Raw genomic sequence first — 26377 nt, 5'->3', positions numbered from 1 at the left:
CGCGCGGGCGGCGGGTCGTCGTCGGTGGTCGGGTGTCGCAGGCCGGCGGTCGTCGGCCGTGCGTCGTCAGCCGGTGGTCGTCCGGCGGCGTCGGCGCAGGGCGCTGACCACGGAGCCGAGGAGGAGCAGGGCGCCGGCCGCAGCCAGCAGGACGATCGCCGCCAGCTCGACGTCGATCTGCGCTCCCGCGCCGTTGGCCACCAGCCCGACGCCGAACGCGACCACCAGGAAGCCCCACACGACCGTGCTGGTCCGGGGCCCGGTGCTGGCAGGCGCGACAGGCGCGACAGACGCGGCCGGTGCGGCCGCCAGATCGGGCGTGGTGTCGGGCGGCATGTCGGCCGCCGTGCTGACGGCGGGCGGCGCGGGGACGGGCTCGGGTGCTGCCGGTGCGGGGCGGTCCGGCGCCGGCTCCGGCTGGTCGAACACCGACAGCGGGTCGTCGGGCCCGACGGTGGGCAGCGCGCGCGTCGTCTCCGGCGCCGGCAGAGCCTGGGTCTGGTCCGCCGCGGGCAGGGCCTGGGTCTCGTCCGGCTCCGTCGGGTCGGGCCGCCGGTCCTCGGGCGTCGTGGGCGTGTCGTCGGTCATCGGGACTCCTCGATGTTCAGGTCGCCCGCGCGGACGTCCACGGCGAGCAGGAGGCGGGCTCCGTCGTGCTCGTCCACCTCGTCGGTGGCGAACCGCACCGGGCCGTCGGTGTAGGTGTTGATCGCCCGGGTCGTGTCGTCGGCATGCCAGGTCACGTTGCCCGCGATGACGTCGACCTCGGCCTCGACGGCCTCGCCCTCGGGGATCAGGACGCGTGTCATGCCGGCCGCCATCGAGATCGGCACGACGACGGGGTCGCCAGGCGTCACCTCGGACAGGTCGAGCTCGGTGAGGTCCACCGAGGCGCTGCCGAGGCGCACGACCACGCCGTTCTCCGCCTCCTCGGTGGACGTCGGTGTGAGCGTCCCGTCGCTGATCACGGCGGCGTTCGGGGCGCCGTCTTCCTGCCACCGGTCCCAGACGTCGTCGCCGGCGAACGGCCAGGTGGCGACCCCCGCGACCAGGGCGAGGATCGCGAGGAAGGTCAGCACGCCGCCGCGGCGGCCGCGCAGGCCGGTCACGACGATCCCGAGCCCGATGATGACGATCGAGGCGCCCAGCCAGGCCGGGAGGAGGGGCATCCCGAGGTCGTCCACGCGGTCGGCGCCGACGAGGAGCGCGCCGGCCAGCAGCACCAGCCCGAACACGATGCCGACCGCTCCCGCCCCGGGCCCGCGCCGCACCGGGCGGGGCGGGACCGGGGCAGTGACGACGGGCGGTGCGGGCCGGGCGGGCGCCGTCGGCGCCGCCCCGGCGTAGGGGGCTCCTGGGGAGGGCGTCCCGGTGAAGGCAGCGCCGGTGGAGGGTGCCCCTCCGGCGGGCGGGACGGGGGACGTCGTCGCCGGGTCGGCCGGCGCGGCGGCCGACGTCGCCACGTACGGCGCCGGCGGCGCCGGGGTGAAGTGGTCCTGCGGCGTCCAGGGGGCGGGCGACGGGACCGGCCCACCGCCTTGTCCGGGCGCGCCGCCAGGGCCCGTCTGAGGACCGGCCGCGGGACCCGCCGCAGGACCGGCGGGACCGCCGGCCCTGCGGCCACGGCGGTCGCGCACCAGCTTGACGACGAGCCAGATGATCGCCACCCACACGGCGATCCAGAGCAGGCCGCCGATCCAGCTGAAGATCCCGAAGCCCCACGACCACAGGCCGTCGCCCCACGCGAAGCCGATGACCATCACCACGACCGCGCCCAGGAGCGCGACGTCGAAGTCGCCACGGATCGCCTGCTGCAGGTGGATGCGCCCGTCCCGGCGCTCCGGCAGCAGCGCCCACGCGATGGCGTAGATGACGATGCCGGCGCCCGTGAGGAAGAAGCTCAGGATCAGCAGACCGCGCACGAGCAGGGGGTCGAGCCCGAAGCGCTCGGCGATGCCGCCCGCCACGCCGCCGACCCAGCGGTCGTCGGAGCGGGCCACCCCCATGCGGCGGATGGAGTCGAAGAAGCCGTCGCCGCCGCGGCGGGGCGGGATGCCGCTGCCGGGCGCGGCGTCGCCGGCCGGCGGGGCGCCAGCGCCGGGCTGCGGCCCGGGCGGCTGGGGAAGGTCGTCGGTGCTCATGGCTCCATGCTGGCAACCCGGCGGCCCGCACGGCATCGGGTGCAGCCCTGAGGCGACCCTGAATCATGGGGGAGCACCACCCTGAAACCGCGCCGTGGGGGGTTCCGGGGGCCTCCCGACGTGCCAGGATCAGGAGGGTGACCACAGACCTGCCCGCGCGCCTCCCGCTGCGCCGGCCCCCGCAGGGCCGGATGCTCGGCGGGGTCGCCGCGGGCCTCGCCGCCCACCTGGGGATCCCCGTCCTCGTGGTCCGGGTGGCGTTCCTGCTGCTCGTGCTCGCGGGCGGTGCGGGCCTGGTGGCGTACGTCTTCTGGTGGGTGACGCTCCCGTCCGGCGACCCGCGGGCGGCGGCCGCGGCGGCGCCCAACTCGCTGCAGCGTCTCGCCCCCCGCCTGCGCCTGCAGGGGCCCGTGTCCGCGCTCCCGGTGCGGGACATCATGATCGGCGCGACGCTCATCGCGGGCGCCTTCGTGCTGGTCGCGATCCGCGCCGGCTGGGACCCCGGCGCGTCGTGGGTGCTGCCCGTGCTCGTGGCGGTCGGCGGGCTGGCCCTCGCGTGGAGCCAGCTCGACGCCGCCCAGCGGGGTCGTTGGGTGGGCCGCGCCGGGGGCGGGCGCCGTTCGACCCTCGTCCTGCGGCTCGTCGGCGGTGTCGTCCTCGTCATGGTCGGGGTGCTGATGCTCGTCGGCCAGGACGCACCGATACCGGTGCTCCTGCAGGCGGCGGCCGCGTCGCTCGCCGTCCTCGCCGGGGCCGCCCTCATGCTCGCGCCCTGGTGGCTGCGCCTGATGCGCGAGCTCGGGGACGAGCGGGCCGCCCGCGCCCGCGAGGCCGAGCGGGCCGACATCGCGGCGCACCTGCACGACTCCGTGCTGCAGACGCTCGCGCTGATCCGCTCCCGCGCCGACGACCCCGAGGCGGTCGCGCGGATGGCGCGCGCCCAGGAGCGCGAGCTGCGCGAGTGGCTGTACACGGACCGGACCGAGCCGGGCACGTCGTTGGCCGCCGAGCTGCGGGCCCTCGTCGCCGAGGTGGAGGACGGCCGCGCGGTCGAGGTCGAGGTGGTCGTCGTGGGCGACTGCGTCCCCACGGAGGCGTCGTCGGCGCTCCTGCAGGCCTCCCGCGAGGCGCTCGTCAACGCCGTCGTGCACGGCCGCCCCCCGGTGACCGTCTACCTCGAGGTGACCGACGACGCGGTCGAGATGTTCGTCCGCGACCGGGGGGACGGCTTCGACATGGACGACATCGCCACCGACCGGTTCGGGGTCCGCGAGTCCATCCTGGGCCGGACACGCCGCCGCGGCGGCACGGCGGACGTGACCAGCCGGCCCGGCTGGGGCACCGAGGTGCGGCTGCGGATCCCCCGCGACACCGAGCCCGCCGCGCCGGCCGAGCCCGTCACGACCAGCGGGGTCCCGGCCGGGACGACCACCGACATCGACGAAGGAGCTCGCCCGTGACCACGCCCGACACCCCCGACGCGACCCCGGCCGCCACCCCCGCGGCGAGCAGCCCCGGCCCGACCGGGCCGGTGCCGGTGGTCCTCGTCGACGACCACCACATGTTCCGCACCGGCGTGCGCGCGAGCCTCGACGGCCGCGTGCAGGTCGTGGGGGAGGCGGCCGACGTCGACCAGGCGGTCGCCGCGGTGCACGAGCACCGGCCGCCCGTGGTGCTGCTCGACGTGCACCTGCCCGGTGGCAACGGCGGCGGCGGCGCCGAGGTCGTGCGGCGCTGCGCGGACCTGCTCGGCGACACGCGCTTCCTCGCGCTGTCGGTGTCCGACGCCGCGGAGGACGTCGTCGCGGTCATCCGTGCGGGTGCGCGGGGCTACGTCACGAAGAACATCTCGGCGACGGACCTGTCCGGCGCGGTGGTGCGGGTCGCCGGCGGCGACGCCGTGTTCTCGCCGCGGCTGGCGGGCTTCGTGCTCGACGCGTTCGGCACGGCCGCGGGCGACGTCGCGGTCGCGGACGACGAGCTCGACCGCCTGTCCAAGCGGGAGCAGGAGGTCATGCGGCTCATCGCGCGCGGCTACTCCTACCGCGAGGTCGCGAGCGAGCTGTTCATCTCCATCAAGACGGTGGAGACCCACGTGTCGGCGGTGCTGCGCAAGCTGCAGCTGTCCAGCCGCTACGAGCTCACCCGGTGGGCGGCGGCGCGCCGCCTGCTGTGACCTCGGGCCCGCACGAGGATCGATTTCGAGGACGTCTCGCCGCCGATGTCGAGAACCCGCGGCCGGCTCCGTCCCAGGGATGAACGCGACCACCGGGGTCGCGCAGCACCGAGGAGAACCACGATGGCCAAGTACCTGCTTCTCAAGCACTACCGGGGCAACCCGGCGGCGGTCAACGACGTGCCGATGGACCAGTGGACGCCCGAGGAGGTCTCGGCCCACCTGGCGTACATGGACGACTTCGCCAAGCGGCTCGAGGGGACGGGGGAGTACGTCGACGGCCAGGCGCTCGCCCCCGAGGGCGCGTGGGTCCGGTACGACGGCGAGGGGCGCCCGCCGGTCACTGACGGGCCGTTCGCGGAGACCAAGGACCTCATCGCCGGCTGGATGGTGATCGACGTCGACAGCTACGACCGCGCGGTGGAGCTGGCCGGCGAGCTGTCGGCGGCCCCCGGGGCCGGCGGGAAGCCGATCCACGAGTGGCTCGAGGTCCGGCCGTTCCTCGCCGCCCACCCCTCGGTCACCGACTGACCCTCCGATGACCCCACGGGCGAGCGAGCCGGACGACGTCCTGCTCCGGAGACTCGTGCCCCAGGTGATCGGCGTCCTCGTCCGCCGCGGAGCCGACTTCGCGGCGGCCGAGGACGCCGTGCAGGACGCGCTCGTGGAGGCCGTCCGCACCTGGCTCCCGGGCCCGGCGGCCGACCGGCCGCAGGACCCGAAGGGCTGGCTGGTCACGGTGGCCTGGCGCCGGTTCCTCGACGCGACGCGCTCGGACGCCGCGCGCCGCCGCCGCGAGGACCACGCGGGCGAGGAGCCGGAGCCGGGGCCGGTGCCCGCCGCGGACGACACGCTGCGGCTGTACTTCCTGTGCGCCCACCCGTCGCTCACGCCGTCGTCGGCGGTCGCGCTCACGCTCCGCGCGGTCGGCGGGCTCACGACCCGCCAGATCGCGCAGGCCTACCTGGTGCCCGAGGCGACGATGGCGCAGCGCATCAGCCGCGCCAAGCGCACGGTCTCCGCCGAGGTGGCGCGCGGGGACCGGTTCGACCGGCCCGGGGACGTCGCGACCGTGCTGCGCGTCCTGTACCTGGTGTTCAACGAGGGCTACTCCGGCGACGTCGACCTCGCCGCCGAGGCGATCCGCCTCACCCGGCAGCTGGCCGCGGCGTCCGACCACCCCGAGGTGGCCGGGCTCCTGGCCCTCATGCTGCTCCACCACGCCCGGCGGGACGCCCGCACGGCGCCCGACGGCGCGCTGGTGCCGCTGGCCGAGCAGGACCGCGGCCGGTGGGACACCACGGCGATCGCCGAGGGGGTGCGGATCCTGCAGGCGGCCCTGGCGCGCGACCGGCTGGGGGAGTACCAGGCGCAGGCCGCGATCGCGGCGCTCCACGCCGACGCTCCCCGCGCCGAGGAGACCGACTGGGTGCAGGTCGTCGAGTGGTACGACGAGCTCGTACGCCTCACCGACAGCCCGGTCGTGCGGCTCAACAGGGCGGTGGCGGTGGGCGAGGCAGACGGCCCGCGCGCCGGGCTCGCGGCGCTGGCGGAGCTCGACGGCGCCCTGCCCCGCCACGACGCGGTCGCGGCGTACCTCCACGAGCGCGACGGGGACCTGGCGACGGCGGCGCGGCTCTACGCCGCGGCGGCCCGGGCGGCGTCGAACGTGGCCGAGCGCGACCACCTGACGCGCCAGGCCGCCCGGATCAACGCCGGCGTACCGGGCCGGCGCTGACGGTCCCGTGCCGAGGGCCCGCGCCGATCAGCCGCGCGGAGCGCCGGCGGCCGCCCGGAAGCGGTCCCGGACGACGTCGACCAGCTCGGCCGGGGCGTCCTGGCCGGCCACGAGGAGCGGTGCGCTCGTGACGTCGCCGCCCGCCCGTGCCGCGAGGTCGGCGAAGAAGCCGGGCGCCAGGAGGTAGCTCGCGACGACGACGCGCCCGCCCGGCCGCTCGGCGCGGGCGGCGTCGAGGGCCTCGTGCACCCGCGGGGTGGCGTTGGCGACGTACCCGACCCGCACGCGGCGGCCCAGGCGCTCGGCCAGCCGCGCCGCCGTCTCCTCGCAGTCGGCGACGGCCCGCGGGTCGCTCGAGCCGGCCGCGGCCAGGACCACGACGTCGTCGCCGGCCAGGCCCACCTCGGCGAGCCGGCGCGCGAGCAGCCCGACGAGCCGGTCGTCCGGGCCCAGGGCCCCGGCGAGCACGACGTCCTGCCCCGCGGCGGCCGCCGCGTCGACGTCCTCGCGCAGGTCGACGTGCACGTGGTACCCGGCGGACAGGAGCAGGGGCACGACCACGGTCCGGCGCGCCGCGGAGTCCCGCAGCCCGCCGAGGCAGGTCGGCACGTCCGGCTGCTGCACGTCGACGAACCCGGCGTGCACGGGCACCTGGCCGCCGGAGGGGCCGCCGGAGGGGCCGCCGGATGAGTCGCCGGAGGGGCCGCCGAGCCGGGCGGCCACGGCGTCGACCAGGGTCGCGACGGCGCCTGCACCGGCGGGCGACGACGTGCCGTGCGAGATCGCGAGCAGGGCGGGTGCGGTGGCCGGAGCGGTCATGCCGGCGAGGCTAGCCGCGTCGTCGACCGCCGCCGTTGCGGCCGCGTGAACGGTCGTCACGACACCCTCACCGCGGGCGCGGCGGGGGTGTGAGCGCCGCCCGCGGTGGTGCTCGCGGCGTCCCCGGTCCACGCCGGGCCGAGACGCACCACGTCCCCCACGACGGTCACGGCGGGCGCCCGCACGCCGACGTGCGCGGCGCGCTCGGCGATGTCCGCGAGCGTGCCGACGGTCGTGCGCTGGCGCGGCCCGAAGCCGTCCTCGACCACGGCGACGGGCGTCGTGGCCGGGCGTCCCGCCGCGACCAGGGCGCGCGCCGTGTCCGCGAGGCGCGTGACGCCCATGAGCAGGACGACGGTGTGGTCGGTGCCGCCCGGGACGTGTCCCACGTCCTCGTGGCCGGTGAGGACGCTGAAGCCGTGCGCGACGCCGCGGTGGGTGACCGGGATCCCCGCGGCGGCCGGGACGGAGACGGCGGACGTCACGCCCGGCACCACCTCCACCTCGATGCCGTGGCTGCGGCACGCCTCGAGCTCCTCGCCGCCGCGGCCGAACACGTACGGGTCGCCGCCCTTGAGGCGCACCACGTCGCGCCCGGCCAGCGCGTGCTCGACGAGCAGCTCCGAGATCCGCTCCTGCGGCACGGGGTGGTGGCCGGGCGTCTTGCCGACGTCGACCACCTCGACGTCGGCGCCGAGCCCGGCGAGGAGCGACCGCGGCGCGAGGCGGTCGACGACCACCACGTCGGCGGTCGCGAGCAGCCGCCGGCCGCGCGTCGTGACGAGGCCCGCGGCCCCGGGGCCCCCGCCGACCAGCGCGACCCGCCCGGGACGGGGTGCGCCGTCGGGGCGCACCCGGCGCAGGGGGAGGGTGCCGTCGTCGAGCCCTGCGGCCACCGCGTCCCGCACCCGCTGGGCGCGCCGCGGGTCGCGGCCGGCCGTGACCGCGACGGTGACCTCGCGGCCGGCCGGTGCGCCCGGGCCGTCGTCGACGCGGGTGCGGGCGACCGCCGGCACCCACGCCGTGCCCGCCTCGGCGTCCCCGGCGGTGACGCAGAAGGTGCGCAGCAGCTCGGCGTCCGCGGCCACGTGCGCGTCCACCACGGGGTCGCCCGTGGCGGTGTGCACCAGCCAGGCGCCGTCGAGGTCGCCGGTGAGGTAGCCGCGCGTGAGGTGCTCGACGGCGCCGCGCGCCACCAGTGCGGCGATCTCAGCCACGACGTCGGGCGCGATCACGCGCACCCGGGCGCCCGCGGCGAGCAGCCCGCCGACCCGGCGCAGGGCCACCGGCCCGCCGCCGACGACGATCACCAGCCGTCCGGCCACCCGCAGCCCCAGGGGGTAGGTCTCGTGCATCGGGGTGCTCCGTCCGCTCATCCGTGCAGGCCGCACTCGGTCTTGTCCCGCCCGGCCCAGCGCCCGGCGCGCGCGTCCTCGCCGGGCGCGACGCGCTGCGTGCAGGGCTCGCAGCCCACCGACGGGTAGCCGTCGGACAGCAGCGGGTTGACGACGACCCCGTGCCGGGCCGCGTACGCCTCGACCTCCGCGTCGGTCCAGGCCGCCAGCGGGTTGAGCTTGACGACGCCGTTGCGCTCGTCGAACGAGACGAGCGGCGCGTTCGCGCGTGCCGCCGTCTCGCCGCGGCGCACGCCCGTCGCCCAGGCCTCGTACCCCTGCAGGGCCTGCTTCATGGGCGCGACCTTCCGCATGGCGCAGCAGGCCTCGGGGTCGCGGTCGTGCAGCCGGGGCCCGTGCGCGGCGTCCTGCTCGGCCACGGTGAGCTCGGGACGCACGTCGACCACGTCGACGTCCAGCTCGATCTCGACCGCGCCGCGCGTGCCCAGCGTCTCCGCGAAGTGGTACCCGGTGTCGCCGAACAGCACGTCGACGAACGGGAGCCGCTGGGAGACGAGGTGGGCGAGCACCGTGTCCTGCATCGACGACGCGACGGCGAGCCACGGGCCGAACTCGCGCACGGCCCAGGCGATCACCTCCTCGGCGGTCGCCTCCGGCCGGTCGGCGCTCGCGTGCAGCTGGGCCTGGCCGCGCTCGACGACGTGGCGCAGCTCCTCGGTGGACCGCCGGTGGCGCGAGGCGCGGGCCGCGCGCCGCTCGGTCCGCGTGCGCTCCCGCGCCGCGGCCCGCTCGCGGACCCGGGCGAGCCGGCCGCTGCCGCCGGCCGAGACGGCGCTGGTGGCGGCGACCGGCGTCGCGGCGAGCGCGGTCATCGCAGCGCCTCCTCGTCGGCCCGGTGCGCCCACTGCGCGAACGTCTCGCCCGTGTCGCGGTCGGCGTCGTAGCGCCGCACCACCCGCTCGACGTAGTCCGCGACCTGGGTGGCGGGCACCTTGAGGCCACGCACCGTGCGCCCCAGGCCGCCGGCGTCGCGCCCCTGGCCGACGAGCCCGCCGCCGAGGTGCACCTGGAAGCCGGGCATCTGCTCGCCGTCCACGGTGATGATCTGGCCCTTGAGGCCGACGTCGGCGGTCTGGATCCGGGCGCAGGAGTTGGGGCAGCCGTTGACGTTGAGCTCGATGGGCTGCTCCAGGTGCGCCGTGACGTCCCCGAGTCGCTCCTCCAGCTCGCCGATCACCCGCGCCGCCGTGTCCTTGGTGTCGACGATCGCGAGCTTGCAGAACTCGATGCCCGTGCACGCGATGGTGGAGCGGCGGAACAGGCTCGGCCGGGCGGTCAGCCCGAGCGGCTCGAGCCCCGCGACCAGCTCGTCGACCCGGTCGGCGGGGACGCCGAGGATCACGACCTTCTGGTGCGCCGTCAGCCGCGCGCCGTCGGCGCCGACCTGCTCGACCAGGTCGCCGAGCCCGGTGAGGGTGCCGCCGCCCACCCGGCCGACGACGGGCGCGGCGCCCACGTAGAACCGCCCGTCCTTCTGCTCGTGCACGCCGACGTGGTCGCCCGGGCGGGTGGCCGGCGCGGGCGGCGGGCCGTCGGGCAGCGTGTACCCGAGGTACTCGGTCTCCAGCACCTCGCGGAACTTCTCGGTGCCCCAGTCCGCGAGCAGGAACTTCAGGCGGGCCTTGTTGCGCAGCCGCCGGTAGCCGTAGTCGCGGAAGATCCGGATGACGCCGTGCCAGACGTCGGGCGCCTGGTCGGCGGTGACGAACACGCCGAGGCGCTCGCCCAGGCGCGGCGTCGTGGACAGCGCGCCGCCCACCCACAGGTCGTAGCCGGGCCCGAGCTCCGGGTGCACGACGCCGACGAGCGAGATGTCGTTGATCTCGTGCACGACGTCGAGGCTGGGGTGGCCCGTGATCGCGGTCTTGAACTTGCGGGGCAGGTTCGCCAGCTCGGGATCGCCGATGTAGCGGCGCCTGATCTCGGCGATCACGGGCGTGGGGTCGATGATCTCGTCGGCCGCGACGCCCGCGACGGGGCTGCCGAGGAACCCGCGGGGCGAGTCGCCGCACGCGGTCGTGGTCTCCAGGCCGACGGTGTCGAGGCGGCGCCAGATCTCCGGCATGCTCTCGATCTCGATCCAGTGGTACTGGATGTTCTGCCGGTCCGTGATGTCGGCCGAGCCGCGGCCGAAGTCGGCGGAGATCCCGCCCAGCACGCGCAGCGCGGCCGGGTCCAGCAGCCGGCCGTCGGAGCGGACGCGGAGCATGAAGTAGCGGTCCTCGAGCTCGTGCGGCTCGAGCGTGGCCGTGCGGCCGCCGTCGATCCCGGGCTTGCGCTGGGTGTACAGGCCCCACCAGCGAAAGCGCCCGTGCAGGTCGTCGTCGGCGATGGAGTCGAAGCCGTCGCGGGCGTAGACCTGCTCGATGCGCTCCCGCACCCCCAGGGGCGCGGCCTCCTGCTTGAACACCTCGTTGTGGTTGAGGGGGTCGGTGCCGTCGACCTTCCACTGCCCGTTCGGCCGGGTCGCGCGCGGCGGGCGGACCGTGGGCGCGGAGGCCTGCTCGGAGGTGCGGGTGGGTGTCGTGGTCTGCGTCGTCATCGGGGGAGTTCCTCGGGTCCTCGGGGGGCGGGACGCGCGACGACGAACGACTCAGCTCCGGGGGGCCGAGGACCGACGGCGCGCGCCGGTGCTCAGGGCCGCGCGGACGCGGTGGGGGCTGAGGTAGGGCGCGATCAGCGACAGCAGCACAGACAGCTGCGCATGCTGCGGCGGGCGCACGCCGGCATCCCGTGACGGTTCGTCACGAGGAGGCGGTGCGCTGCCGTGGTCATGGCGACGAACCTAACCGGTGAGCGACCCCGGACGCGAGGCGAGGTCCACATGGTGGGACCACTATGTGGGACCGGAATGTGGGACCGGTGGGCGCGGGCGTCGTGAGCAGGGTCTCGTCCCCGAGGCCTGCGGCGGGTCATGGCCCCCAGCCCTGCGCCGATAGGCTGACGTGCATGGAGATCCTCTACAACGTCTTCGTCGCGCTGCACTTCGTCGGCTGGGCGATCGTGCTCGGCGGCTACGTCGCGTCGCTCAAGAGCCCGGGCCTGTACCGCGGGGTGTTCCACGGTGCGGCGACGGCGCTGGTCGCGGGCGTCCTCATGGTGGGCATCGCCGAGATGGGCGACGTGTGGACCGAGGCCACCGCGCCCGACATGGCCAAGATCGGCGTCAAGCTGGTCGTCGCGCTGGTCGTCGCGGTCCTCGCGTTCCTGGCCAAGCGCCAGGGCGCCAAGGGCGACAACGGCACCGGAGCCGTCGCGCCCGGGCTCAAGCACGCCATCGGCGGGCTGACGCTCGTCAACATCCTGGTCGCCGTCTTCTGGTGATCCTGGGACCCGGCCCCCGGGCCGACGGGCGCACGTCGTGAGCGTGCTGGGGGAGGTGCTGGTCGGCCTGGCGATCGCCGTCGGGCTGGTCGGCATCGTCGTGCAGGTGCTGCCCGGCAACGTGCTGGTGCTCGGCTCGGTGCTGGTGTGGGCGTGGGTCACCGGCGGCACGACGGCGTGGGTCTGCTTCGCCGTCGCCGCCGTGGTGATCGGCCTCGCCGAGCTCGGGCAGTGGCTCCTCGCGGGCAAGCACATGCGGCGCGCCGAGGTGCCCTGGTCGACCCTGGCGCTCGCCGGGGTCGCGGGCATCGTCGGGTTCTTCGTCGTGCCCGTGGTCGGGCTGTTCCTCTTCTTCGCGGGCGCGGTGTACCTCGTCGAGCTGTCGCGCCGGCGCGACGGGCGCGCGGCCTGGCGGGCGACCGTCGCCGCCCTCCAGGCGACCGCCATCACCATCGGCGTCCAGCTCGCGGGCGGCCTCGTGGCGACCCTCGTCTGGGTGGTGGGGCTCGTCCTGACGTGACGCCCGGCCGCTCCGGCGTAGGGTGTCGCGGCGGTTCGATCGACACGACGGAGGAACGATGGCGGGGCGGGACATGAGCCAGGACGCAGGGCAGGACGGAGGGCAGGACGCGCGGTGGGACGTGCGCGTCGCGACGGTCGACGAGCTCGACCCGCGGTCCGCCTACGAGGCGTGGCGGCTGCGCCAGGACGTCTTCGTCGTCGAGCAGGAGTGCGCGTACCCGGACCTCGACGGGCGCGACCTGGAGCCGGGCACGCGGCACGTCGTGCTGGCCGACTCCCACGACGGCGGGCGGGTCGTCGCGACGGCCCGGGTCCTCGACGACGGCGACGTGCAGCGCGTCGGGCGGGTGGTCTGCCACCCCGACGTGCGGGGCACCGGCGCGTCCGGGGTGCTCATGCGTGCGTCGCTCGACGCGGCGGCCTCGTCGGCGCCGGAGCAGGACGTCGTCCTCGGCGCGCAGACGCCCCTGGTCGGGTGGTACGGGTCGTTCGGCTTCGAGCCGGACGGGGCGGGGTACCTCGAGGACGGGATCCCGCACACCCCGATGCGCCTGCGTCGCTGACCGGGCGGCGCCGGCTCAGCCCCGCTCGGCGCGCAGCCGTGCGGCCAGGTCCGCCAGGGTCGGGGCGGACAGGTCGAACGCGTCGTCGGGCCGCGGCGGGTCGCCGTCCGGCCGCGGCACGTACGCGGTGCGCATCCCCGCGGCGGCCGCCGCGCGCAGGTCCCAGGCGTGCGCCGCGACCATGAACGGCGTGCCGGCACCGGCGGGCGCGCTCGACAGGGCCAGCTCGTAGATCGCCGGGGCGGGCTTGTAGGTGCCCGCGTCCTGGGCCGACAGCACCTGGTGCCACCGCAGCCCCGCCCGGCCGCCGAGGCCGGCGAGGGTGCGGCGGCTCGCGTTCGACAGCCCGACGACGGTGGCCTCGGCCGCCAGCAGGTCGAGCCCGGCGACGGCGTCGGGCCACGGCTCCAGGTGCTCCGACGCGTCCACGAGCCGGGCGGCGGCCCCGGCGGGCAGCTGCCCGTCGGCCACGAGCAGGTCCAGGGCCTCCGCGTCCAGGACGTGGCTGGGCGCGAGCTCGCGGCGCCGGGCGACGATCTCGCGCTCGGAGTCGGCGACGTGGTCCAGCCACCGGCGGACGACCTCGCGGGCACCCTGTTCGTCCCCGGTCGCCGCAGCCACGCGGCGGGTCAGGCTCCCGGCCTGGTCCACCACCGTGCCGAGGACGTCGACGACGACGACGGGCCGGCTGTCCTGCGGGAGTGGCTGCACGGGCGCCACCGTAGCCGGGTGCCGGCACGGAAAAACGCGGGACTCGCCCGGGCGGCGGACCTAGCGTCGGGGGCATGACGACCTTCCCGCGCGACGGAGCACGGCCGGGCGACGTAAGGCCGGACGACGACCCGCACGACGGCTGGTTCCCCGAGAGCGTGGCGGCCACCTACGACGAGGGCGGGCCGTCGAACGACCCGCGCGAGATCGCGCGCACCGTCGACGTGCTCGCCGACCTGGCCGCCGACGGCCCGGCGCTGGAGCTCGCCGTCGGCACCGGGCGGATCGCCGCGCCCCTGGCCGCCCGCGGCGTGCCCGTGCACGGCATCGAGCTGAGCCGGGCGATGGCCGCCCGCGTGGCCTCCAAGCCCGGCGGCGACGCCGTGCGGGTGACCGTCGGCGACATGACCACGACCCGTGTGCCGGGCGAGTTCGCGCTCGCCTACCTCGTGTTCAACACGATCAACAACCTCACCAGCCAGGACGCCCAGGTCGAGTGCTTCGTCAACGCGGCCGCGCACCTGCGCCCGGGCGGCCGGTTCGTGGTCGAGGTGGGCGTGCCGGCGCTGCGACGGCTGCCGCCCGGGCAGGACACGGTCCCGTTCGGCATCGAGACGACGGACGACGGCGGCCAGGCCGGCGGGTACGTCGGCTTCGACCGCTACGACACGGTGACGCAGCGGTTCACCTCGAACCACGTCACGGTCGCCGGCGGCGCCGGCAGGTTCCGCTCGATCCCGTTCCGGTACGTGTGGCCGGCCGAGCTGGACCTCATGGCGCGCCTCGCCGGCATGCGGCCGGAGCACCGCTGGGCGGGCTGGGACAGGTCGCCGTTCACCGCCGAGAGCACCTCGCACGTCTCGGTGTGGGTCAAGCCGGAGCGGTGACCCGCTAGAGCCGGACGGCCGCGACGATCGTGCGTGCCCGCTCGTCGGCGTCGGGCACCTCGGGCAGCCCGGCGTAGGCGGCGAGGAACGCCTCGAAGAGCGCTGCCCCGGCGAGCGCGCGGGAGGCGGCGGAGGGGTCGACGCCGTCGGAGAGCCGGCCGGCCTCGACCTCCGCCTCGAGGTACGACTGCACGTGGCGAGCCGGCCCCTCCGGGCCGGCGCCGAGCCGGCTCAGCCCGGCACGGTGCGCCGCGAGCAGCTCCGGCGCGCCGAGGATCGACGCCGCCATCGGGAACGAGCGCGCGTAGAACGCGAGGAGCTGACCGACGAGCGTCGTGACGTTCTCGACGACGGTGGCGCGCCCCACGAGGGCGGCCGGCGGGTCGAGCCGGGGCGCCCGCTCCGTCAGGACGCCGACGAAGAGCGCCTGCTTGTCGGCGAAATACTTGTACAGCAGCGCCTCCGAGCAGCCGGCGGCCCGCGCGATCTCCTTGGTCGTCGCGCGGGCGATGCCCCGCTCGCGCAGGACCGACGCGGCGGCGTCGAGGATCCGGTCGCGCGTGCCCATGCGTCCTCCTGGTCGTGCCGTGGCCGGTGGTGCGTCGTGGGTGCCGTTGACAGGGTTCGGCACCGCCTTCATCCTAGGGGTGAGTGAACACTTACTCACCATCCAGGATCCACCAGACGCAGGGAGACACAGATGAAGATCGCCGTCGTGGGAGCCACGGGCCGCACGGGCCGCCTGGTGGTGGCCGAGGCCCGCCGCCGAGGGCACCACGTGGTCGCCGTCGTGCGCGACCCGGCCAGGCTGGGCGACCTGCGGCCGGACGGCGTGGCCACGGCCGACGGTCTCGACGTCGCTGCCGTGACCGCCGCCCTGGCCGGCGTCGACGCCGTGGTCTCCACCCTCGGGCCGGTGGCCGGCAGCGCCCCGGGCGTCCAGGGCGAGCTCACCGAGGTGCTGGTGCGCGCCGCACGGGACGCGGGCGTGCGCCGTGCCGTGGTCGTGACGGCCAGCGGCTGGGTGGTCGACGGCGACGACCCTCTGAGCCGCTACCTCGCCAAGCCGATCCTGTCGCGCGTCCTGCGGGACGCGAACGCGGGCTTTGCGCGGGCCGAGCCGGCGGTGCGGGACTCGGGCCTCGACTGGACGATCGTGCGGCCGCCCATGCTGCGCGACGGCGCCGCTGCCGGCGGCTACCGCGAACGCCGCGACGGCAACGTGCGCTGGCGCTGGTCGATGCGCCGCGCCGACCTCGCCGCGGCGGTCTGCGACCTGCTGGCCGACCCGAAGGCGGTGGGCGCGACGGTGTCCGTCGCGGGCTGAACGGCTCCGGTCGGCGGGGCACGGGTTGTCGGTCGCAGAGCCTAGGCTTGGTCCACGATGACCTCCCTGTTCGACAGCCTCTCCCTGCCCGGGTTCGACCACGCCGTGAATGACGACACCGCGCGCCTGCCGTCCCTCGCCCCGCGCTGGGACGACGACGCCGCCGACCCGTCGGCGGGCGCGCCCGACTGGGTGCGCGATGCCGCGTCGACGGCGCACGAGGGGCAGGGCGCCGCGGCGCCCGCGCCGCGGGCCGGGGGCGCGTTCTCCCACCTCGACCCGGACGCGCTGCTGGACGGTCTGAACCCGCAGCAGCGGGCCGCGGTCGTGCACCACGGGTCGCCGCTGCTCATCGTGGCCGGCGCCGGGTCGGGCAAGACGCGCGTGCTGACCCACCGCATCGCGCACCTGCTGGCGACGGGGCGGGCGCGCGCGGGGGAGATCCTCGCGATCACCTTCACCAACAAGGCGGCGGCCGAGATGCGCGAGCGGGTCGTGAGCCTCGTCGGGCCGGCCGGCGGGCGGATGTGGGTCTCGACGTTCCACTCCGCGTGCGTGCGCATCCTGCGCAAGGAGCACAAGACGCTCGGGCTGCGCAGCAGCTTCTCGATCTACGACGCCGCCGACTCCCAGCGGCTCGTCTCGCTGGTGGTCCGCGAGCTGGACCTGGACCCGAAGAAGTACCCGGCCCGAGGTCTCGCGCACAAGATCAGCGACCTCAAGAACGAGCTGATCGACCCCGACACGTACGCCCAGAGCTCCGGCGCCGACGCGACCGAGGAGGGGTGGCGGGAGCGGGCGGCCCGCGCCGGGTCCGGGTCGCTGCCGACGCAGGGGCCGGCGTTCGACACGGTGCTCGCCGACGTCTACCGGCGCTACCAGGCGCGGCTGGCGCAGGCCAACGCCCTCGACTTCGACGACATCATCATGACCACGGTCAACCTGCTGCAGGCGTTCCCGAACGTCGCCGAGCACTACCGCCGCCGCTTCCGGCACATCCTCGTCGACGAGTACCAGGACACCAACCACGCGCAGTACGTGCTGGTGCGCGAGCTCGCGGGCGCCTCGACGGACGAGCCGGTCGACGACGCCGCCGGCGTGCTCGACCCCGCCGAGCTGACCGTCGTCGGCGACGCGGACCAGTCGATCTACGCCTTCCGTGGCGCCACGATCCGCAACATCGTGGAGTTCGAGGCCGACTACCCCGACGCCACGACCATCCTGCTCGAGCAGAACTACCGCTCCACGCAGACCATCCTGTCGGCGGCCAACGCCGTCATCTCCCGCAACGCCGACCGCAAGCCCAAGCGGCTGTGGACCGACGCGGGCGCGGGGGCGAAGGTCGTGGGCTACGTCGCCGACGACGAGCACGCGGAGGCGCGGTTCGTCGCCGAGGAGATCGACCGGCTCGGCGACTCGGACGGCGTGCGACCGGGCGACGTCGCGGTGTTCTACCGCACCAACGCCCAGTCGCGGGCGCTGGAGGAGGTGCTCATCCGCGTCGGGCTGCCGTACAAGGTGGTGGGCGGCACGCGCTTCTACGAGCGCCGCGAGATCAAGGACGCCGTCGCCTACCTGCGTGCGCTCGCCAACCCGGACGACGACGTCAACCTCCGCCGCGTCCTCAACGTGCCCAAGCGCGGGCTGGGCGACAAGGCGGAGTCGATGGTCGCGGGCTTCGCCGAGCGGGAGCGCATCTCGTTCGGCGGCGCGCTGGAGCGCGCCGACGAGATCCCCGGGCTCACCACCCGCACCACCAAGCCGCTGCTGGCGTACCGCGACCTGATGCGCGAGCTGCGCGCCCTGGTGGAGGCCGGCGAGACGCCCGCGACCATCCTCGGCGCCGTCCTGGACCGCACCGGATACCTGGCGGAGCTGCGCGCGTCCGACGACCCGCAGGACGCCTCCCGCGTCGAGAACCTCGCCGAGCTGCACGCCGTCGCGGCCGAGTTCACCGAGCTCGACCCGGAGGGTGACCTGGCGGACTTCCTCGAGCGGGTGTCCCTCGTGGCCGACGCCGACCAGATCCCCGACGAGGACGTGGCCGACGGGGAGGCGGAGGCGGAGCCCAAGGAGGACCAGGGCGTCGTCACGCTGATGACCCTGCACACGGCCAAGGGGCTCGAGTTCCCCGTCGTCTTCCTCACGGGCATGGAGGACGGCACGTTCCCGCACATGCGCTCGTTGCACGACGACTCGGAGCTCGCCGAGGAGCGCCGGCTCGCGTACGTGGGCATCACCCGAGCGCGCGAGCGGCTGTACATCACGCGCTCGGCCACCCGTTCGGCGTGGGGCATGGCCAACGAGTTCCCGCCCAGCCGGTTCCTCGAGGAGATCCCCGAGGAGCTGTGGGACTGGCGCCGGCGCGAGTCGTCGACGCAGGTGCTGCGCCGCGGCGGCTCCGCCTGGGGCGACCGGCGCACCTGGGGCTCGGAGCGCCGTGCGGGCCGCACCGCGGAGCGCGGGGCCGAGCGGCGCCCGCCGTCGTCCGGGGTCGGCGGCAGGATCGGGCGGCCGAAGAACGAGGCGGGCACGGGGCCGGGTGCAGGATCGGGCACCGGTGCGACGTTCGGCTCGGCCACCCCGCGCAAGGACGGGGACATCCCGTCCCTGGCCGTCGGGGACAAGGTCACCCACGACGCGTACGGGGTCGGGACCGTCACGTCGCTCGAGGGCGCCGGCACCAACGCGGTGGCGAGGATCGACTTCGGCGCCGACGGCACCAAGCGCCTGCTGCTGCGCTACTCGCCGGTCACCAAGCTCTGAGCAGGGCCCGGGCGTCGCGGAGGGCTCAGACCTCGAACCGGTAGCCCGCGCCCGGGTGGGTGATCAGGTGACGCGGGTCGCCGGGGTCGTCCTCGAGCTTGCGACGCAGCTGCGCCGTGTAGACGCGCAGGTAGTTCGTCTCGGTGTCGTAGCCCGGACCCCAGACGTCCTGCAGCAGCTGCTTGCGCCCGACCATCCGCCCGCGGTGGCGCACGAGCACCTCCAGCAGCGACCACTCGGTGGGCGTGAGCCGCACCTCCGCGCCGTCGCGCTCGACCACCCGCCGGGCCAGGTCGATCCGCAGGCGGCCGGCGGTCACCACCGGGTCGGACGTCACCTCGGCGGGCTGGGAGCGCCGGACGGCGGCCCGCAGCCGCGCCAGCAGCTCGTTCATCGCGAAGGGCTTGGTCACGTAGTCGTCGGCCCCGGCGTCGAGCGCGTCCACCTTGTCCTCGCCGAGCTGGCGCGCGGAGAGCACGACGACGGGCACCGTGCTCCAGCCGCGGATCCCGGCGAGCACGTCCAGGCCGGACACGTCGGGCAGGCCGAGGTCCAGCACGATGACGTCGGGGTGCGACGCGGCGGCCTCGTCGAGGGCCGCCGCTCCCGTGGTGGCGACGGTGACGTCCCAGTGGTGCGCGCGCAGGTTGATCGCCAGCGCCCGCGCCAGCCCGGCGTCGTCGTCGACCACGAGCACGCGGTTGCCGGGGGACCCGCCGGTCGCGGTCATCGCGGGCCGCCCGCGCGAGGCACCGTGACGACCATCGTGAGCCCACCACCGGGGGTGTCCTCGGCGACGACCGTGGCGCCGACCGCCTGCGCGAGCCCGTCGGCGACCGCGAGGCCGAGCCCGAGGCCCGTGCCGGTGTCGCCGAGGCGCTGGAACGGCTGGAACATGCTGTCCTTCCGGTCGTCGGGGACCCCCGGGCCGGTGTCGACCACCCGGATCTCGACGTCGTCGGCGCCGGCCGACGCCGCGACCCGCACCGGCACGCCCGGTGGGGAGTGTCGCACGGCGTTGGCCACCACGTTCGCCACGACCCGCTCGAGCAGCCCGCCGTCGGTGCGCACCAGCGGGACGTCCTCACCGAGGTCGAGGTCCAGGGAGCCGAGCCACGGCTCGATCGCCGGCGGGACGACCTCGTCGAGCGACGTCGCGCGCAGCACGGGCCGCACCGACCCCGTCTGCAGGCGGGAGAGGTCGAGCAGGTTGTCGATGAGCCGCTCGAGCCGCAGGGCCTGGTCCTGGATGGTGGTCGTGAGGGCGGCGGTGTCCTCGTCGTCGAGCTCGACGTCCGGCATGGCGAGCCCGTCGACGGCGGTGCGGATCGCGGTCAGCGGCGTGCGCAGGTCGTGCGACACTGCGGCGAGCAGGGCGGTGCGGGTGGCCTCGGCGTGCTCGAGGTCGCGGGCCGCGGCGGCCTGCTCCCGCAGCCGGCGGTGCTCGAGGACGATGCCGGCCTGGTTGCCGAAGGCCTCGACGGCCTGCCGGTCGCTGGCGGGCAGCACCCGGCCGGTGAGCACCAGCCGGTGCGTGTCGTCGATCAGCACCTCGGTCGTCGTGTCCTCGGGCGCGGGCGTGGCCGCGCCGGTGCCCCGGTCGGCGTGCGCGGCGGCGGACCAGGGGGACCGGGGGTCGTCGCGCTCGTCGAGCCGCACCTCGTCCAGCCCGAAGGTGAGGGCCAGGCGCTGCACGATCGCGTCGGCGGTGTCCTCGCCCCGCAGCACCGACCGGGAGAGTGCGGCGAGCGCCGAGGCCTCTGCCCGCGACCGGTACGCCTGCACGGTGCGGCGCGCCGCGAGGTCGACCACGGACGCCACCGCGGCCGCGACCAGCACGAACACGACGAGCGCCAGCAGGTTCTCCGGGTCGGCGACCGTGAGCAGCCCCGTGGGCGGCGTGAAGAACCAGTTGAGGCAGAAGAACGAGACGACCGCCGCCGCCACCGCGGGCCACAGCCCGCCGACCAGGGCGACACCGACCACGCCGGCGAGGAACATCATGAGCTCCGTCGGCAGCGAGACGGCGCCCCGGCCGAGCGCCGCGAAGACCGCCGTCCAGGCGGCGGGCACCACGACTGCCGCCACCCAGCCCGCGACGAGCCGCGTGCGGGACAGCGACGACAGCCGCGAGGGGAGGCCGGCGCCCGAGCGGGCCCGCTCGTGGGTGACCAGGTGCACGTCGATCGCTCCGGAGAGCCGGGCGATCTCGGCGCTCGACGACCCGAGCAGCGCCTGGCGCCAGCGCGAGTGCCGGGACACGCCCACGACGACCATCGTCGCGTTCACGCCGCGGGCGAAGTCGACGACCGCGGACGGCACGTCCTCGCCGACGACGGTGTGGAACGTGCCGTCGAGCGACTCGACCAGGGCACGCTGGGCGGCGATCGCCGCCGGCGGCGCGGGCGGGAGCCCGTCCGTCGTCAGCACGTGCACCGCCAGCAGCTCGGCCCCGGCGGCGCGCTGCGCGATCCGCGCCCCGCGCCGCAGCAGGGTCTCGCTCTCCTCGCCGCCGGTGACCGCCACGACGATCCGCTCCCGGGCGGGCCAGGTGCTCGCGATGTCGTTGTCGGTGCGGTACCGGGTCAGGGCGTCGTCGACCCGGTCGGCGAGCCACAGCAGCGCGAGCTCGCGCAGCGCGGTGAGGTTGCCCTCGCGGAAGAACTGCCGCAGCGACGCGTCGACCTGCTCCGGCCGGTACACGTTCCCGTGCGCGAGCCGCCGCCGCAGCTGCTGGGGCGACAGGTCGACGAGCTGGATCTGGTCCGCGTCCCGCACCACCTGGTCGGGGACGGTCTCGCGCTGCCGCACGCCCGTGATCGCCTCGACGTCGTCGGTGAGGGACACGAGGTGCTGCACGTTGACCGTCGTCACGACGTCCAGGCCGGCGTCGAGCAGGTCGCGGACGTCCTGCCAGCGCTTGGGGTGGCGCGAGCCGGGGGCGTTGGTGTGCGCCAGCTCGTCGACCAGCACCACCTGCGGGGCGCGCTCGAGGACCGCGTCGACGTCGAGCTCGGTGAGCGTGGTGCCCCCGTGCGCGACGCGGCGGCGGGGGACCACCTCCAGGTCGCCCGTCTTGGCGGCCGTCGCCGCGCGGCCGTGCGTCTCGACGAGGCCGACGACGACGTCGGTGCCGCGGGCGCGGCGCCGCTCGGCCTCGTCGAGCATGGCGAACGTCTTGCCGACGCCGGGCGCGGCGCCGAGGTAGACCGTGAGCCGGCCCCGGCGAGCGGGAGTGGTCATGCGGGCATTGTCCGTCACCTGCTCGCGGGCGCCCGGTCGAGTGCCTGGTCGGGCGCCTGGTCGAGCGCCTGGTTGAGCGCCAGCACGTCGACGCGGGGGTCGCCGAGGACCCGGAGGGTGCGCCCGTGGGTGTGGTCGGCCACCAGCGCGCGGACGTCGTCGGCCGGCAGGCCGCGCGCCGCGGCGACCCGGTCGACCTGGATCGCGGCGTACGCGGGGCTGACGTGAGGGTCGAGACCCGACCCCGACGCGGTGACGGCGTCCGGCGGGACGTCGGCGGGGTCCACGCCCTCGGTGGACGCCACCTCGGCCCTCCTCGCCTCGATCGAGGCGACCAGCTCGGGGCTCTCCGGCCCGAGGTTGGAGCCCCCGGACGCGAGCCCGTCGTAGCCGTCGCCCGCCGCCGAGGGTCGCGGGTGGAACCACTCCGGCCCGTCGAACGGCTGGCCGAGCAGCGCGGAGCCCGCCGCCTCGGCCCGGTCCCGGGTGGGTGCGCCGTCGGCCGTGACAAGCGACCCGTCGGCCCGCCAGCCGAACAGCGCCTGCCCGGCCCCGGTCACCGCCAGCGGGTACGCCAGCCCCAGGAGGATCGTGAACGCGAGCAGCATCCGCACGCCGGCGAGCGTCTGCCGGGTCAGGGAGCCTCCCGCGGCGGGGGTGCGGGGTGCGTGGTCGGGGACGGCGGGGGTGTCGATGTCGGTCATGAGGGTTCCTCCAGCGCGGGCCGGCGTCACAGGCCGGGGATCAGGGAGACGACGAGGTCGATGAGCTTGATGCCGGCGAACGGCGCGACGAGCCCGCCGACGCCGAAGACCCACAGGTTGCGGCGCAGCAGCGCGGACGCCGACGACGGCCGGTAGCGCACGCCGCGCAGCGCCAGCGGCACCAGCACGAGGATGATCAGGGCGTTGAAGATCACCGCCGAGAGGATCGCGGACCGGGGCGAGCCCAGCTGCATGACGTTCAGCACGGCGAGCTGCGGGAACAGCCCGGAGAACATCGCCGGCAGGATCGCGAAGTACTTCGCGACGTCGTTCGCCACGGAGAACGTGGTCAGCGCCCCGCGGGTGATGAGCAGCTGCTTGCCGATCTCCACGATCTCGATCAGCTTCGTCGGGTCGGAGTCGAGGTCGACCATGTTGCCGGCCTCCTTCGCGGCCGACGTGCCCGACGCCATCGCGACGCCCACGTCGGACTGTGCGAGGGCGGGAGCGTCGTTGGTGCCGTCGCCGGCCATCGCGACCAGCCGACCGCCCTCCTGCTCGCGCCGGATCAGCGCGAGCTTGTCCTCCGGCGTGGCCTCGGCGAGCACGTCGTCCACGCCCGCCTCGTCGGCGATCGCCTGCGCCGTCACGGCGTTGTCGCCCGTGACCATGACGGTGCGGATGCCCATGGCGCGCAGCTCGTCGAACCGCTCGCGCATGCCGTCCTTGACCACGTCCTTGAGGTGCACGACGCCGAGCACGCGCGCGGGCGCGTCGCCGACCTGCTCGGCGACGACCAGCGGCGTGCCACCGGCGCGCGAGACCGCGTCGACGTGCGCGGCGAGCTGCGCGGCCACGTCCTGGGGCACCCGCGCGCCGGTACTGCCCACCCAGCGCCGGACCGCGGACGCGGCGCCCTTGCGGATCCGGCGCGGGCCGGGGGCGGTGCCGTCGGGGCCCACGCGCGGGTCGACCAGCGGGTCGACGTGCGGGTGGAGCGGCAGGTCGACGCCCGACATGCGGGTCTGCGCGCTGAACGCGACGAGCTCGCTGCCCTGGGGGAGCCCGCCCCCCTCGAGGTGCCACCCGCCGTCGACCACGTCGGGCACGCCGAACCGGGCGTCCACCAGGTCCACGACGCTGCGCCCCTCGGGGGTGTCGTCGGCGAGGGACGCGAGGCGTGCCGCCGCCGCGAGCTCCGCCTCGCGGACCCGGCCGACGGGCAGCAGCGCGGACGCCCGCCGGTTGCCGTACGTGATCGTGCCGGTCTTGTCGAGCAGCAGGACGTCGACGTCGCCGGCCGCCTCGACCGCGCGCCCCGACACGGCGAGCACGTTGCGCTGCACCAGCCGGTCCATGCCCGCGATGCCGATCGCCGACAGCAGGGCCCCGATCGTCGTCGGGATGAGGCAGACCAGCAGCGCGACCAGCACCAGCACGTCCTGGCGCGACCCGCTGTAGACGGCGAAGGGCTGCAGCGTCGCGACCGCGAGGACGAAGACCGCCGTCAGCGACGTCAGCAGCAGGTTCAGCGCCACCTCGTTCGGGGTGCGGCGGCGCTCGCTGCCCTCGACGAGGGCGATCATCCGGTCCACGAAGCTCTGGCCCGGGGGTGTCGTGACCCGCACGACGATCCGGTCCGAGAGCAGCACGGTGCCGCCCGTCACCGCGCACCGGTCGCCGCCGGACTCGCGGATCACGGGCGCCGACTCGCCGGTGATGGCGGACTCGTCGACCGACGCGACCCCCTCGACGACGTCGCCGTCGCCGGGGATCGTCTCGCCGGCGACGACCACGACGACGTCCCCCACCCGCAGGCTCCCCGAGGGGACGTCGGTGGTGGGCAGGTCGCCGAGCCCGGTCGCGGCCCCGATCGTGTCCAGGGGCGCCAGCACCTTGCGCGCCGTCGTCTGCTGCTGGGTGGCGCGCAGCGAGGACGCCTGCGCGCGGCCGCGCGCCTCGGCGATCGACTCCGCGAGGGCGGCGAACAGCGCCGTCGCCCACAGCCAGAGGGTGACCGACCAGGCGAAGACGTCGGGGTCGGTGACGGCGAGGACCGTGGTCGCCGCCGCTCCGACCTCGACGACGAGCAGCACGGGGGTGCGCCACAGGGCGCGCGGGTCGAGGCCGCGCAGGGCGCCCGGCAGGGCGGAGCACACCTGTGCCCACGTGAGGGCGCGGCCGGGGCGGCGCCGCGGCGGGCGGGGGGAGCCGGCGTCGCCGGCGGGGGCCGGGGCCTGGGTGAGGGTGGTGTGGGTCATGACAGGGACTCCGCGACAGGGCCGAGGGACAGGACGGGGACGAAGGTGAGGCCGACGACGACGAGCGCGACCGTCGCGACCAGGCCCACGAAGAGCGGCTGGTGCGTCGGCAGGGTGCCGGCCGACGCCGGGACGCTGCGCTGCGACGCCAGGCGGCCGGCGAGCGCGAGGACGAGCGCGATGGGCACGAAGCGGCCCGCGAGCATCGCCAGGCCGAGCATCGTGTTGTAGAACGGCGTGCCGCTGGTGAGCCCGGCGAAGGCCGAGCCGTTGTTGTTCCCGGCCGACGCGAAGGCGTACAGCACCTCGGTCAGGCCGTGCGGCCCGGGCTCCTGGACGCCGGCCAGGCCCGGCTCCACGGACACGGCGACCGCGGTGCCGACCAGCACGATCGCCGGCGTCGTGAGCACGGAGAGGGCGACGATGGTCATCTCGCCGCGACCGATCTTCTTGCCGAGGTACTCGGGTGTGCGGCCCACCATGAGGCCCGCGACGAAGACGGCCAGGATCGCCAGGATCAGCATCCCGTAGAGCCCGGCGCCGACGCCGCCCGGGGCGACCTCGCCGAGCAGCATGTCGAACAGCACCACGCCGCCGCCGGGTGCGGTGAACGAGTCGTGCATGGCGTTGACCGCGCCGGTGGACGTCCCGGTCGTCGCGACGGCGAACAGCGCGCTCGCGGCGAGGCCGAACCGGGTCTCCTTGCCCTCCGTCGCGGCGCCCGCGGCCTGCGGGGCGGCACCGGGACCGGCGAGCTCGGCCCACGTGGTCAGGGCGATCGCGACGAGCAGCAGCCCCGTCATCGCGCCGAGGATCGCCCAGCCCTGCCGGCGGTCGCCGACCAGGATCCCGAAGGTCCGCGGCAGGGCGGTCGGGATGAGCAGGATGAGGAAGATCTCCAGCAGGTTGGTCACCGGGTTCGGGTTCTCGAACGGGTGGGCCGAGTTGGCGTTGAAGAACCCGCCCCCGTTGGTGCCGAGCTCCTTGATGGCCTCCTGGGAGGCGACCGGCCCGCCGGGCACGTGCTGGGCGCCGCCGGTCATCGTGGTGACGGCCGTGTGCGGGTCGAGGTTCTGGATCACGCCGTTCGCGACGAGCACGAGCGCGGCGACGACCGAGATCGGCAGCAGGACCCGCACGACGGACCGGGTCAGGTCGGCCCAGAAGTTCCCGATCCGGGCGTCGGTGCCGGACCGGGCGAAGCCGCGCACCAGGGCGATCGCCACGGACATGCCGACGGCCGCCGAGACGAAGTTCTGCACCGCGAGCCCCGCCATCTGCAGCAGGTGCCCGGCCGCGGCCTCGCCGGAGTACCACTGCCAGTTGGTGTTGGTCGTGAAGCTGACGGCGGTGTTCCAGGCGCCGGCCGGGTCGAGCCCGGTGAACCCGAGGTCCCAGGGCAGGTGGTCCTGCAGCCGGCCGAGCCCGTAGAGGGCCAGCACGGAGGCGAGCGAGAACCCGAGCACCGACATGAGGTAGGAGCGCCAGTGCTGCTGCGCGTCGGGGTCGACCCGCACGACGCGGTACCACCCCCGTTCGAGCCGGGTGTGGTGCGACGAGGAGTAGACGCGGGCCATGTACGCGCCGAGCGGGGCGTGCGCGGCGCCGAGCAGGGCCAGGAGCAGGATCAGCTGCCCGCCGGCCGCGAGGATCGTGAGGGTCGTGGGGCTCATCGGGATGCCTCAGCGCTCCCGGCCGTCGCGCAGCATCGCGACGAGGAGGTAGGCGAGGGTGGCCACCATGAGCCCGAGGAAGACGGCGTCGACGAGGGTCATGCGGA

23 protein-coding genes are annotated in these 26377 nt (G+C 75.6%); 10 read left to right on the top strand and 13 right to left on the bottom strand.

Annotation, left to right across the window (positions count from 1 at the left end; genetic code table 11):
• Nucleotides 1-66: 66 nt before the first annotated feature.
• A complete protein-coding gene (locus IEW03_RS14550; protein ID WP_188524425.1) occupies nucleotides 67-588 on the bottom strand; it encodes a hypothetical protein in 522 nt (173 codons plus the stop codon).
• On the bottom strand, nucleotides 585-2141 hold the full coding sequence (locus IEW03_RS14545; RefSeq protein ID WP_188524424.1) for a PspC domain-containing protein: 1557 nt from the start codon (nucleotides 2139-2141) through the stop codon (nucleotides 585-587). Before IEW03_RS14545 ends, IEW03_RS14550 begins: the two co-directional genes overlap by 4 nt.
• 137 nt (nucleotides 2142-2278) lie before the next feature.
• Here IEW03_RS14545 and IEW03_RS14540 point away from each other — a divergent pair, with 137 nt between their 5' ends.
• The 4 genes from IEW03_RS14540 to IEW03_RS14525 all read left to right on the top strand — a co-directional run bounded on the left by IEW03_RS14540 (nucleotide 2279) and on the right by IEW03_RS14525 (nucleotide 6055).
• Complete coding sequence (locus tag IEW03_RS14540) at nucleotides 2279-3601, top strand: ATP-binding protein (protein ID WP_268236096.1); 1323 nt, start codon at nucleotides 2279-2281, stop codon at nucleotides 3599-3601.
• 101 nt (nucleotides 3602-3702) lie between these two features.
• A complete protein-coding gene (locus IEW03_RS14535; RefSeq protein ID WP_229738193.1) occupies nucleotides 3703-4317 on the top strand; it encodes a LuxR C-terminal-related transcriptional regulator in 615 nt (204 codons plus the stop codon).
• A 123-nt stretch (nucleotides 4318-4440) separates the two neighbouring features.
• Nucleotides 4441-4848: a YciI family protein gene (locus tag IEW03_RS14530; RefSeq protein ID WP_188524422.1), complete on the top strand. Its 408-nt coding sequence runs from the start codon at nucleotides 4441-4443 to the stop codon at nucleotides 4846-4848.
• A 7-nt stretch (nucleotides 4849-4855) separates the two neighbouring features.
• The gene (locus tag IEW03_RS14525; RefSeq protein ID WP_188524421.1) at nucleotides 4856-6055 is read left to right on the top strand and encodes an RNA polymerase sigma factor; all 1200 of its coding nucleotides are present in this window, start codon (nucleotides 4856-4858) and stop codon (nucleotides 6053-6055) included.
• A gap of 27 nt (nucleotides 6056-6082) precedes the next feature.
• On the opposite strand, the gene IEW03_RS14520 is transcribed toward IEW03_RS14525, so the two are convergent.
• Genes IEW03_RS14520 through IEW03_RS14505 form a run of 4 tightly spaced genes read right to left on the bottom strand, consistent with a single transcriptional unit; the run spans nucleotide 6083 to nucleotide 10831 of the window.
• Complete coding sequence (locus IEW03_RS14520; RefSeq protein WP_188524420.1) at nucleotides 6083-6874, bottom strand: sirohydrochlorin chelatase; 792 nt, start codon at nucleotides 6872-6874, stop codon at nucleotides 6083-6085.
• A gap of 56 nt (nucleotides 6875-6930) precedes the next feature.
• Nucleotides 6931-8229 (bottom strand): uroporphyrinogen-III C-methyltransferase, encoded by a 1299-nt coding sequence (cobA, locus tag IEW03_RS14515; RefSeq protein ID WP_188524419.1) that lies wholly within the window; start codon nucleotides 8227-8229, stop codon nucleotides 6931-6933.
• 17 nt (nucleotides 8230-8246) lie between these two features.
• Nucleotides 8247-9101: a phosphoadenylyl-sulfate reductase gene (locus IEW03_RS14510; RefSeq protein ID WP_188524418.1), complete on the bottom strand. Its 855-nt coding sequence runs from the start codon at nucleotides 9099-9101 to the stop codon at nucleotides 8247-8249.
• Entirely contained in the window at nucleotides 9098-10831 is a 1734-nt protein-coding gene (locus IEW03_RS14505; protein ID WP_188524417.1) for a nitrite/sulfite reductase, read from the bottom strand. The genes IEW03_RS14510 and IEW03_RS14505 overlap by 4 nt, the downstream gene beginning before the upstream one ends.
• Nucleotides 10832-11238: 407 nt before the next feature.
• On the opposite strand from IEW03_RS14505, the gene IEW03_RS14500 reads away from it, so the two are divergent.
• The 3 genes from IEW03_RS14500 to IEW03_RS14490 all read left to right on the top strand — a co-directional run bounded on the left by IEW03_RS14500 (nucleotide 11239) and on the right by IEW03_RS14490 (nucleotide 12698).
• Nucleotides 11239-11613: a hypothetical protein gene (locus IEW03_RS14500; protein WP_188524416.1), complete on the top strand. Its 375-nt coding sequence runs from the start codon at nucleotides 11239-11241 to the stop codon at nucleotides 11611-11613.
• Between the two features lie 37 nt (nucleotides 11614-11650).
• Nucleotides 11651-12133, top strand: a complete 483-nt coding sequence (locus tag IEW03_RS14495; protein ID WP_188524415.1) for a DUF456 domain-containing protein — start codon at nucleotides 11651-11653, stop codon at nucleotides 12131-12133.
• Nucleotides 12134-12206: 73 nt separating this feature from the next.
• Nucleotides 12207-12698: a GNAT family N-acetyltransferase gene (locus IEW03_RS14490; RefSeq protein ID WP_188524414.1), complete on the top strand. Its 492-nt coding sequence runs from the start codon at nucleotides 12207-12209 to the stop codon at nucleotides 12696-12698.
• Nucleotides 12699-12713: 15 nt separating this feature from the next.
• Here IEW03_RS14490 and IEW03_RS14485 read toward each other — a convergent pair whose 3' ends face one another.
• The gene (locus IEW03_RS14485; RefSeq protein ID WP_188524413.1) at nucleotides 12714-13409 is read right to left on the bottom strand and encodes a haloacid dehalogenase type II; all 696 of its coding nucleotides are present in this window, start codon (nucleotides 13407-13409) and stop codon (nucleotides 12714-12716) included.
• Between the two features lie 74 nt (nucleotides 13410-13483).
• Here IEW03_RS14485 and IEW03_RS14480 point away from each other — a divergent pair, with 74 nt between their 5' ends.
• Nucleotides 13484-14296, top strand: a complete 813-nt coding sequence (locus tag IEW03_RS14480) for a class I SAM-dependent DNA methyltransferase (protein ID WP_188524412.1) — start codon at nucleotides 13484-13486, stop codon at nucleotides 14294-14296.
• Nucleotides 14297-14300: 4 nt separating this feature from the next.
• On the opposite strand, the gene IEW03_RS14475 is transcribed toward IEW03_RS14480, so the two are convergent.
• The gene (locus IEW03_RS14475) at nucleotides 14301-14864 is read right to left on the bottom strand and encodes a TetR/AcrR family transcriptional regulator (RefSeq protein WP_188524411.1); all 564 of its coding nucleotides are present in this window, start codon (nucleotides 14862-14864) and stop codon (nucleotides 14301-14303) included.
• Nucleotides 14865-14996: 132 nt separating this feature from the next.
• On the opposite strand from IEW03_RS14475, the gene IEW03_RS14470 reads away from it, so the two are divergent.
• Together IEW03_RS14470 and IEW03_RS14465 are read left to right on the top strand one after the other, a co-directional pair.
• Nucleotides 14997-15623: an NAD(P)-dependent oxidoreductase gene (locus tag IEW03_RS14470; RefSeq protein ID WP_188524410.1), complete on the top strand. Its 627-nt coding sequence runs from the start codon at nucleotides 14997-14999 to the stop codon at nucleotides 15621-15623.
• Between the two features lie 57 nt (nucleotides 15624-15680).
• Complete coding sequence (locus IEW03_RS14465; RefSeq protein WP_188524409.1) at nucleotides 15681-18389, top strand: UvrD-helicase domain-containing protein; 2709 nt, start codon at nucleotides 15681-15683, stop codon at nucleotides 18387-18389.
• 25 nt (nucleotides 18390-18414) lie between these two features.
• Here the strand turns inward: IEW03_RS14465 and IEW03_RS14460 are convergent, their stop codons facing one another.
• The 5 genes from IEW03_RS14460 to kdpA form a co-directional block, all read right to left on the bottom strand.
• Nucleotides 18415-19119 (bottom strand): response regulator, encoded by a 705-nt coding sequence (locus IEW03_RS14460; RefSeq protein WP_188524408.1) that lies wholly within the window; start codon nucleotides 19117-19119, stop codon nucleotides 18415-18417.
• Nucleotides 19116-21632 carry a sensor histidine kinase gene (locus IEW03_RS14455; protein WP_188524407.1) on the bottom strand — a complete coding sequence of 839 codons (2517 nt, stop codon included), beginning with the start codon at nucleotides 21630-21632 and terminating at the stop codon, nucleotides 19116-19118. The genes IEW03_RS14460 and IEW03_RS14455 overlap by 4 nt, the downstream gene beginning before the upstream one ends.
• Before the next feature lie 14 nt (nucleotides 21633-21646).
• A complete protein-coding gene (kdpC, locus tag IEW03_RS14450) occupies nucleotides 21647-22240 on the bottom strand; it encodes a potassium-transporting ATPase subunit KdpC (protein ID WP_229738191.1) in 594 nt (197 codons plus the stop codon).
• 122 nt (nucleotides 22241-22362) lie between these two features.
• Complete coding sequence (gene kdpB / locus IEW03_RS14445; protein ID WP_188524405.1) at nucleotides 22363-24597, bottom strand: potassium-transporting ATPase subunit KdpB; 2235 nt, start codon at nucleotides 24595-24597, stop codon at nucleotides 22363-22365.
• A complete protein-coding gene (kdpA, locus tag IEW03_RS14440) occupies nucleotides 24594-26270 on the bottom strand; it encodes a potassium-transporting ATPase subunit KdpA (protein WP_188524404.1) in 1677 nt (558 codons plus the stop codon). The genes kdpB and kdpA overlap by 4 nt, the downstream gene beginning before the upstream one ends.
• Nucleotides 26271-26377: the final 107 nt, after the last annotated feature.

The organism is Isoptericola cucumis (genome assembly GCF_014635665.1).
Classification (GTDB): Bacteria; Actinomycetota; Actinomycetes; order Actinomycetales; family Cellulomonadaceae; genus Isoptericola; species Isoptericola cucumis.
This window is presented reverse-complemented; position numbering and strand designations above follow the sequence as displayed.

What these genes read in the sequence shown, in the direction of transcription:
- IEW03_RS14535 (WP_229738193.1), top strand. Translation starts at nt 3,703, where the DNA reads ATGTTCCGCACCGGCGTGCGCGCGAGCCTCGACGGCCGCGTGCAGGTC.
- IEW03_RS14550 (WP_188524425.1), bottom strand. Translation starts at nt 588, where the DNA reads ATGACCGACGACACGCCCACGACGCCCGAGGACCGGCGGCCCGACCCG.
- IEW03_RS14530 (WP_188524422.1), top strand. Translation starts at nt 4,441, where the DNA reads ATGGCCAAGTACCTGCTTCTCAAGCACTACCGGGGCAACCCGGCGGCG.
- IEW03_RS14465 (WP_188524409.1), top strand. Translation starts at nt 15,681, where the DNA reads ATGACCTCCCTGTTCGACAGCCTCTCCCTGCCCGGGTTCGACCACGCC.
- IEW03_RS14545 (WP_188524424.1), bottom strand. Translation starts at nt 2,141, where the DNA reads ATGAGCACCGACGACCTTCCCCAGCCGCCCGGGCCGCAGCCCGGCGCT.
- IEW03_RS14525 (WP_188524421.1), top strand. Translation starts at nt 4,856, where the DNA reads ATGACCCCACGGGCGAGCGAGCCGGACGACGTCCTGCTCCGGAGACTC.
- cobA (WP_188524419.1), bottom strand. Translation starts at nt 8,229, where the DNA reads ATGCACGAGACCTACCCCCTGGGGCTGCGGGTGGCCGGACGGCTGGTG.
- kdpA (WP_188524404.1), bottom strand. Translation starts at nt 26,270, where the DNA reads ATGAGCCCCACGACCCTCACGATCCTCGCGGCCGGCGGGCAGCTGATC.
- kdpC (WP_229738191.1), bottom strand. Translation starts at nt 22,240, where the DNA reads ATGCTGCTCGCGTTCACGATCCTCCTGGGGCTGGCGTACCCGCTGGCG.
- IEW03_RS14510 (WP_188524418.1), bottom strand. Translation starts at nt 9,101, where the DNA reads ATGACCGCGCTCGCCGCGACGCCGGTCGCCGCCACCAGCGCCGTCTCG.
- IEW03_RS14455 (WP_188524407.1), bottom strand. Translation starts at nt 21,632, where the DNA reads ATGACCACTCCCGCTCGCCGGGGCCGGCTCACGGTCTACCTCGGCGCC.
- IEW03_RS14505 (WP_188524417.1), bottom strand. Translation starts at nt 10,831, where the DNA reads ATGACGACGCAGACCACGACACCCACCCGCACCTCCGAGCAGGCCTCC.
- IEW03_RS14520 (WP_188524420.1), bottom strand. Translation starts at nt 6,874, where the DNA reads ATGACCGCTCCGGCCACCGCACCCGCCCTGCTCGCGATCTCGCACGGC.
- IEW03_RS14490 (WP_188524414.1), top strand. Translation starts at nt 12,207, where the DNA reads ATGAGCCAGGACGCAGGGCAGGACGGAGGGCAGGACGCGCGGTGGGAC.
- IEW03_RS14480 (WP_188524412.1), top strand. Translation starts at nt 13,484, where the DNA reads ATGACGACCTTCCCGCGCGACGGAGCACGGCCGGGCGACGTAAGGCCG.
- kdpB (WP_188524405.1), bottom strand. Translation starts at nt 24,597, where the DNA reads ATGACCCACACCACCCTCACCCAGGCCCCGGCCCCCGCCGGCGACGCC.
- IEW03_RS14460 (WP_188524408.1), bottom strand. Translation starts at nt 19,119, where the DNA reads ATGACCGCGACCGGCGGGTCCCCCGGCAACCGCGTGCTCGTGGTCGAC.
- IEW03_RS14500 (WP_188524416.1), top strand. Translation starts at nt 11,239, where the DNA reads ATGGAGATCCTCTACAACGTCTTCGTCGCGCTGCACTTCGTCGGCTGG.
- IEW03_RS14470 (WP_188524410.1), top strand. Translation starts at nt 14,997, where the DNA reads ATGAAGATCGCCGTCGTGGGAGCCACGGGCCGCACGGGCCGCCTGGTG.
- IEW03_RS14475 (WP_188524411.1), bottom strand. Translation starts at nt 14,864, where the DNA reads ATGGGCACGCGCGACCGGATCCTCGACGCCGCCGCGTCGGTCCTGCGC.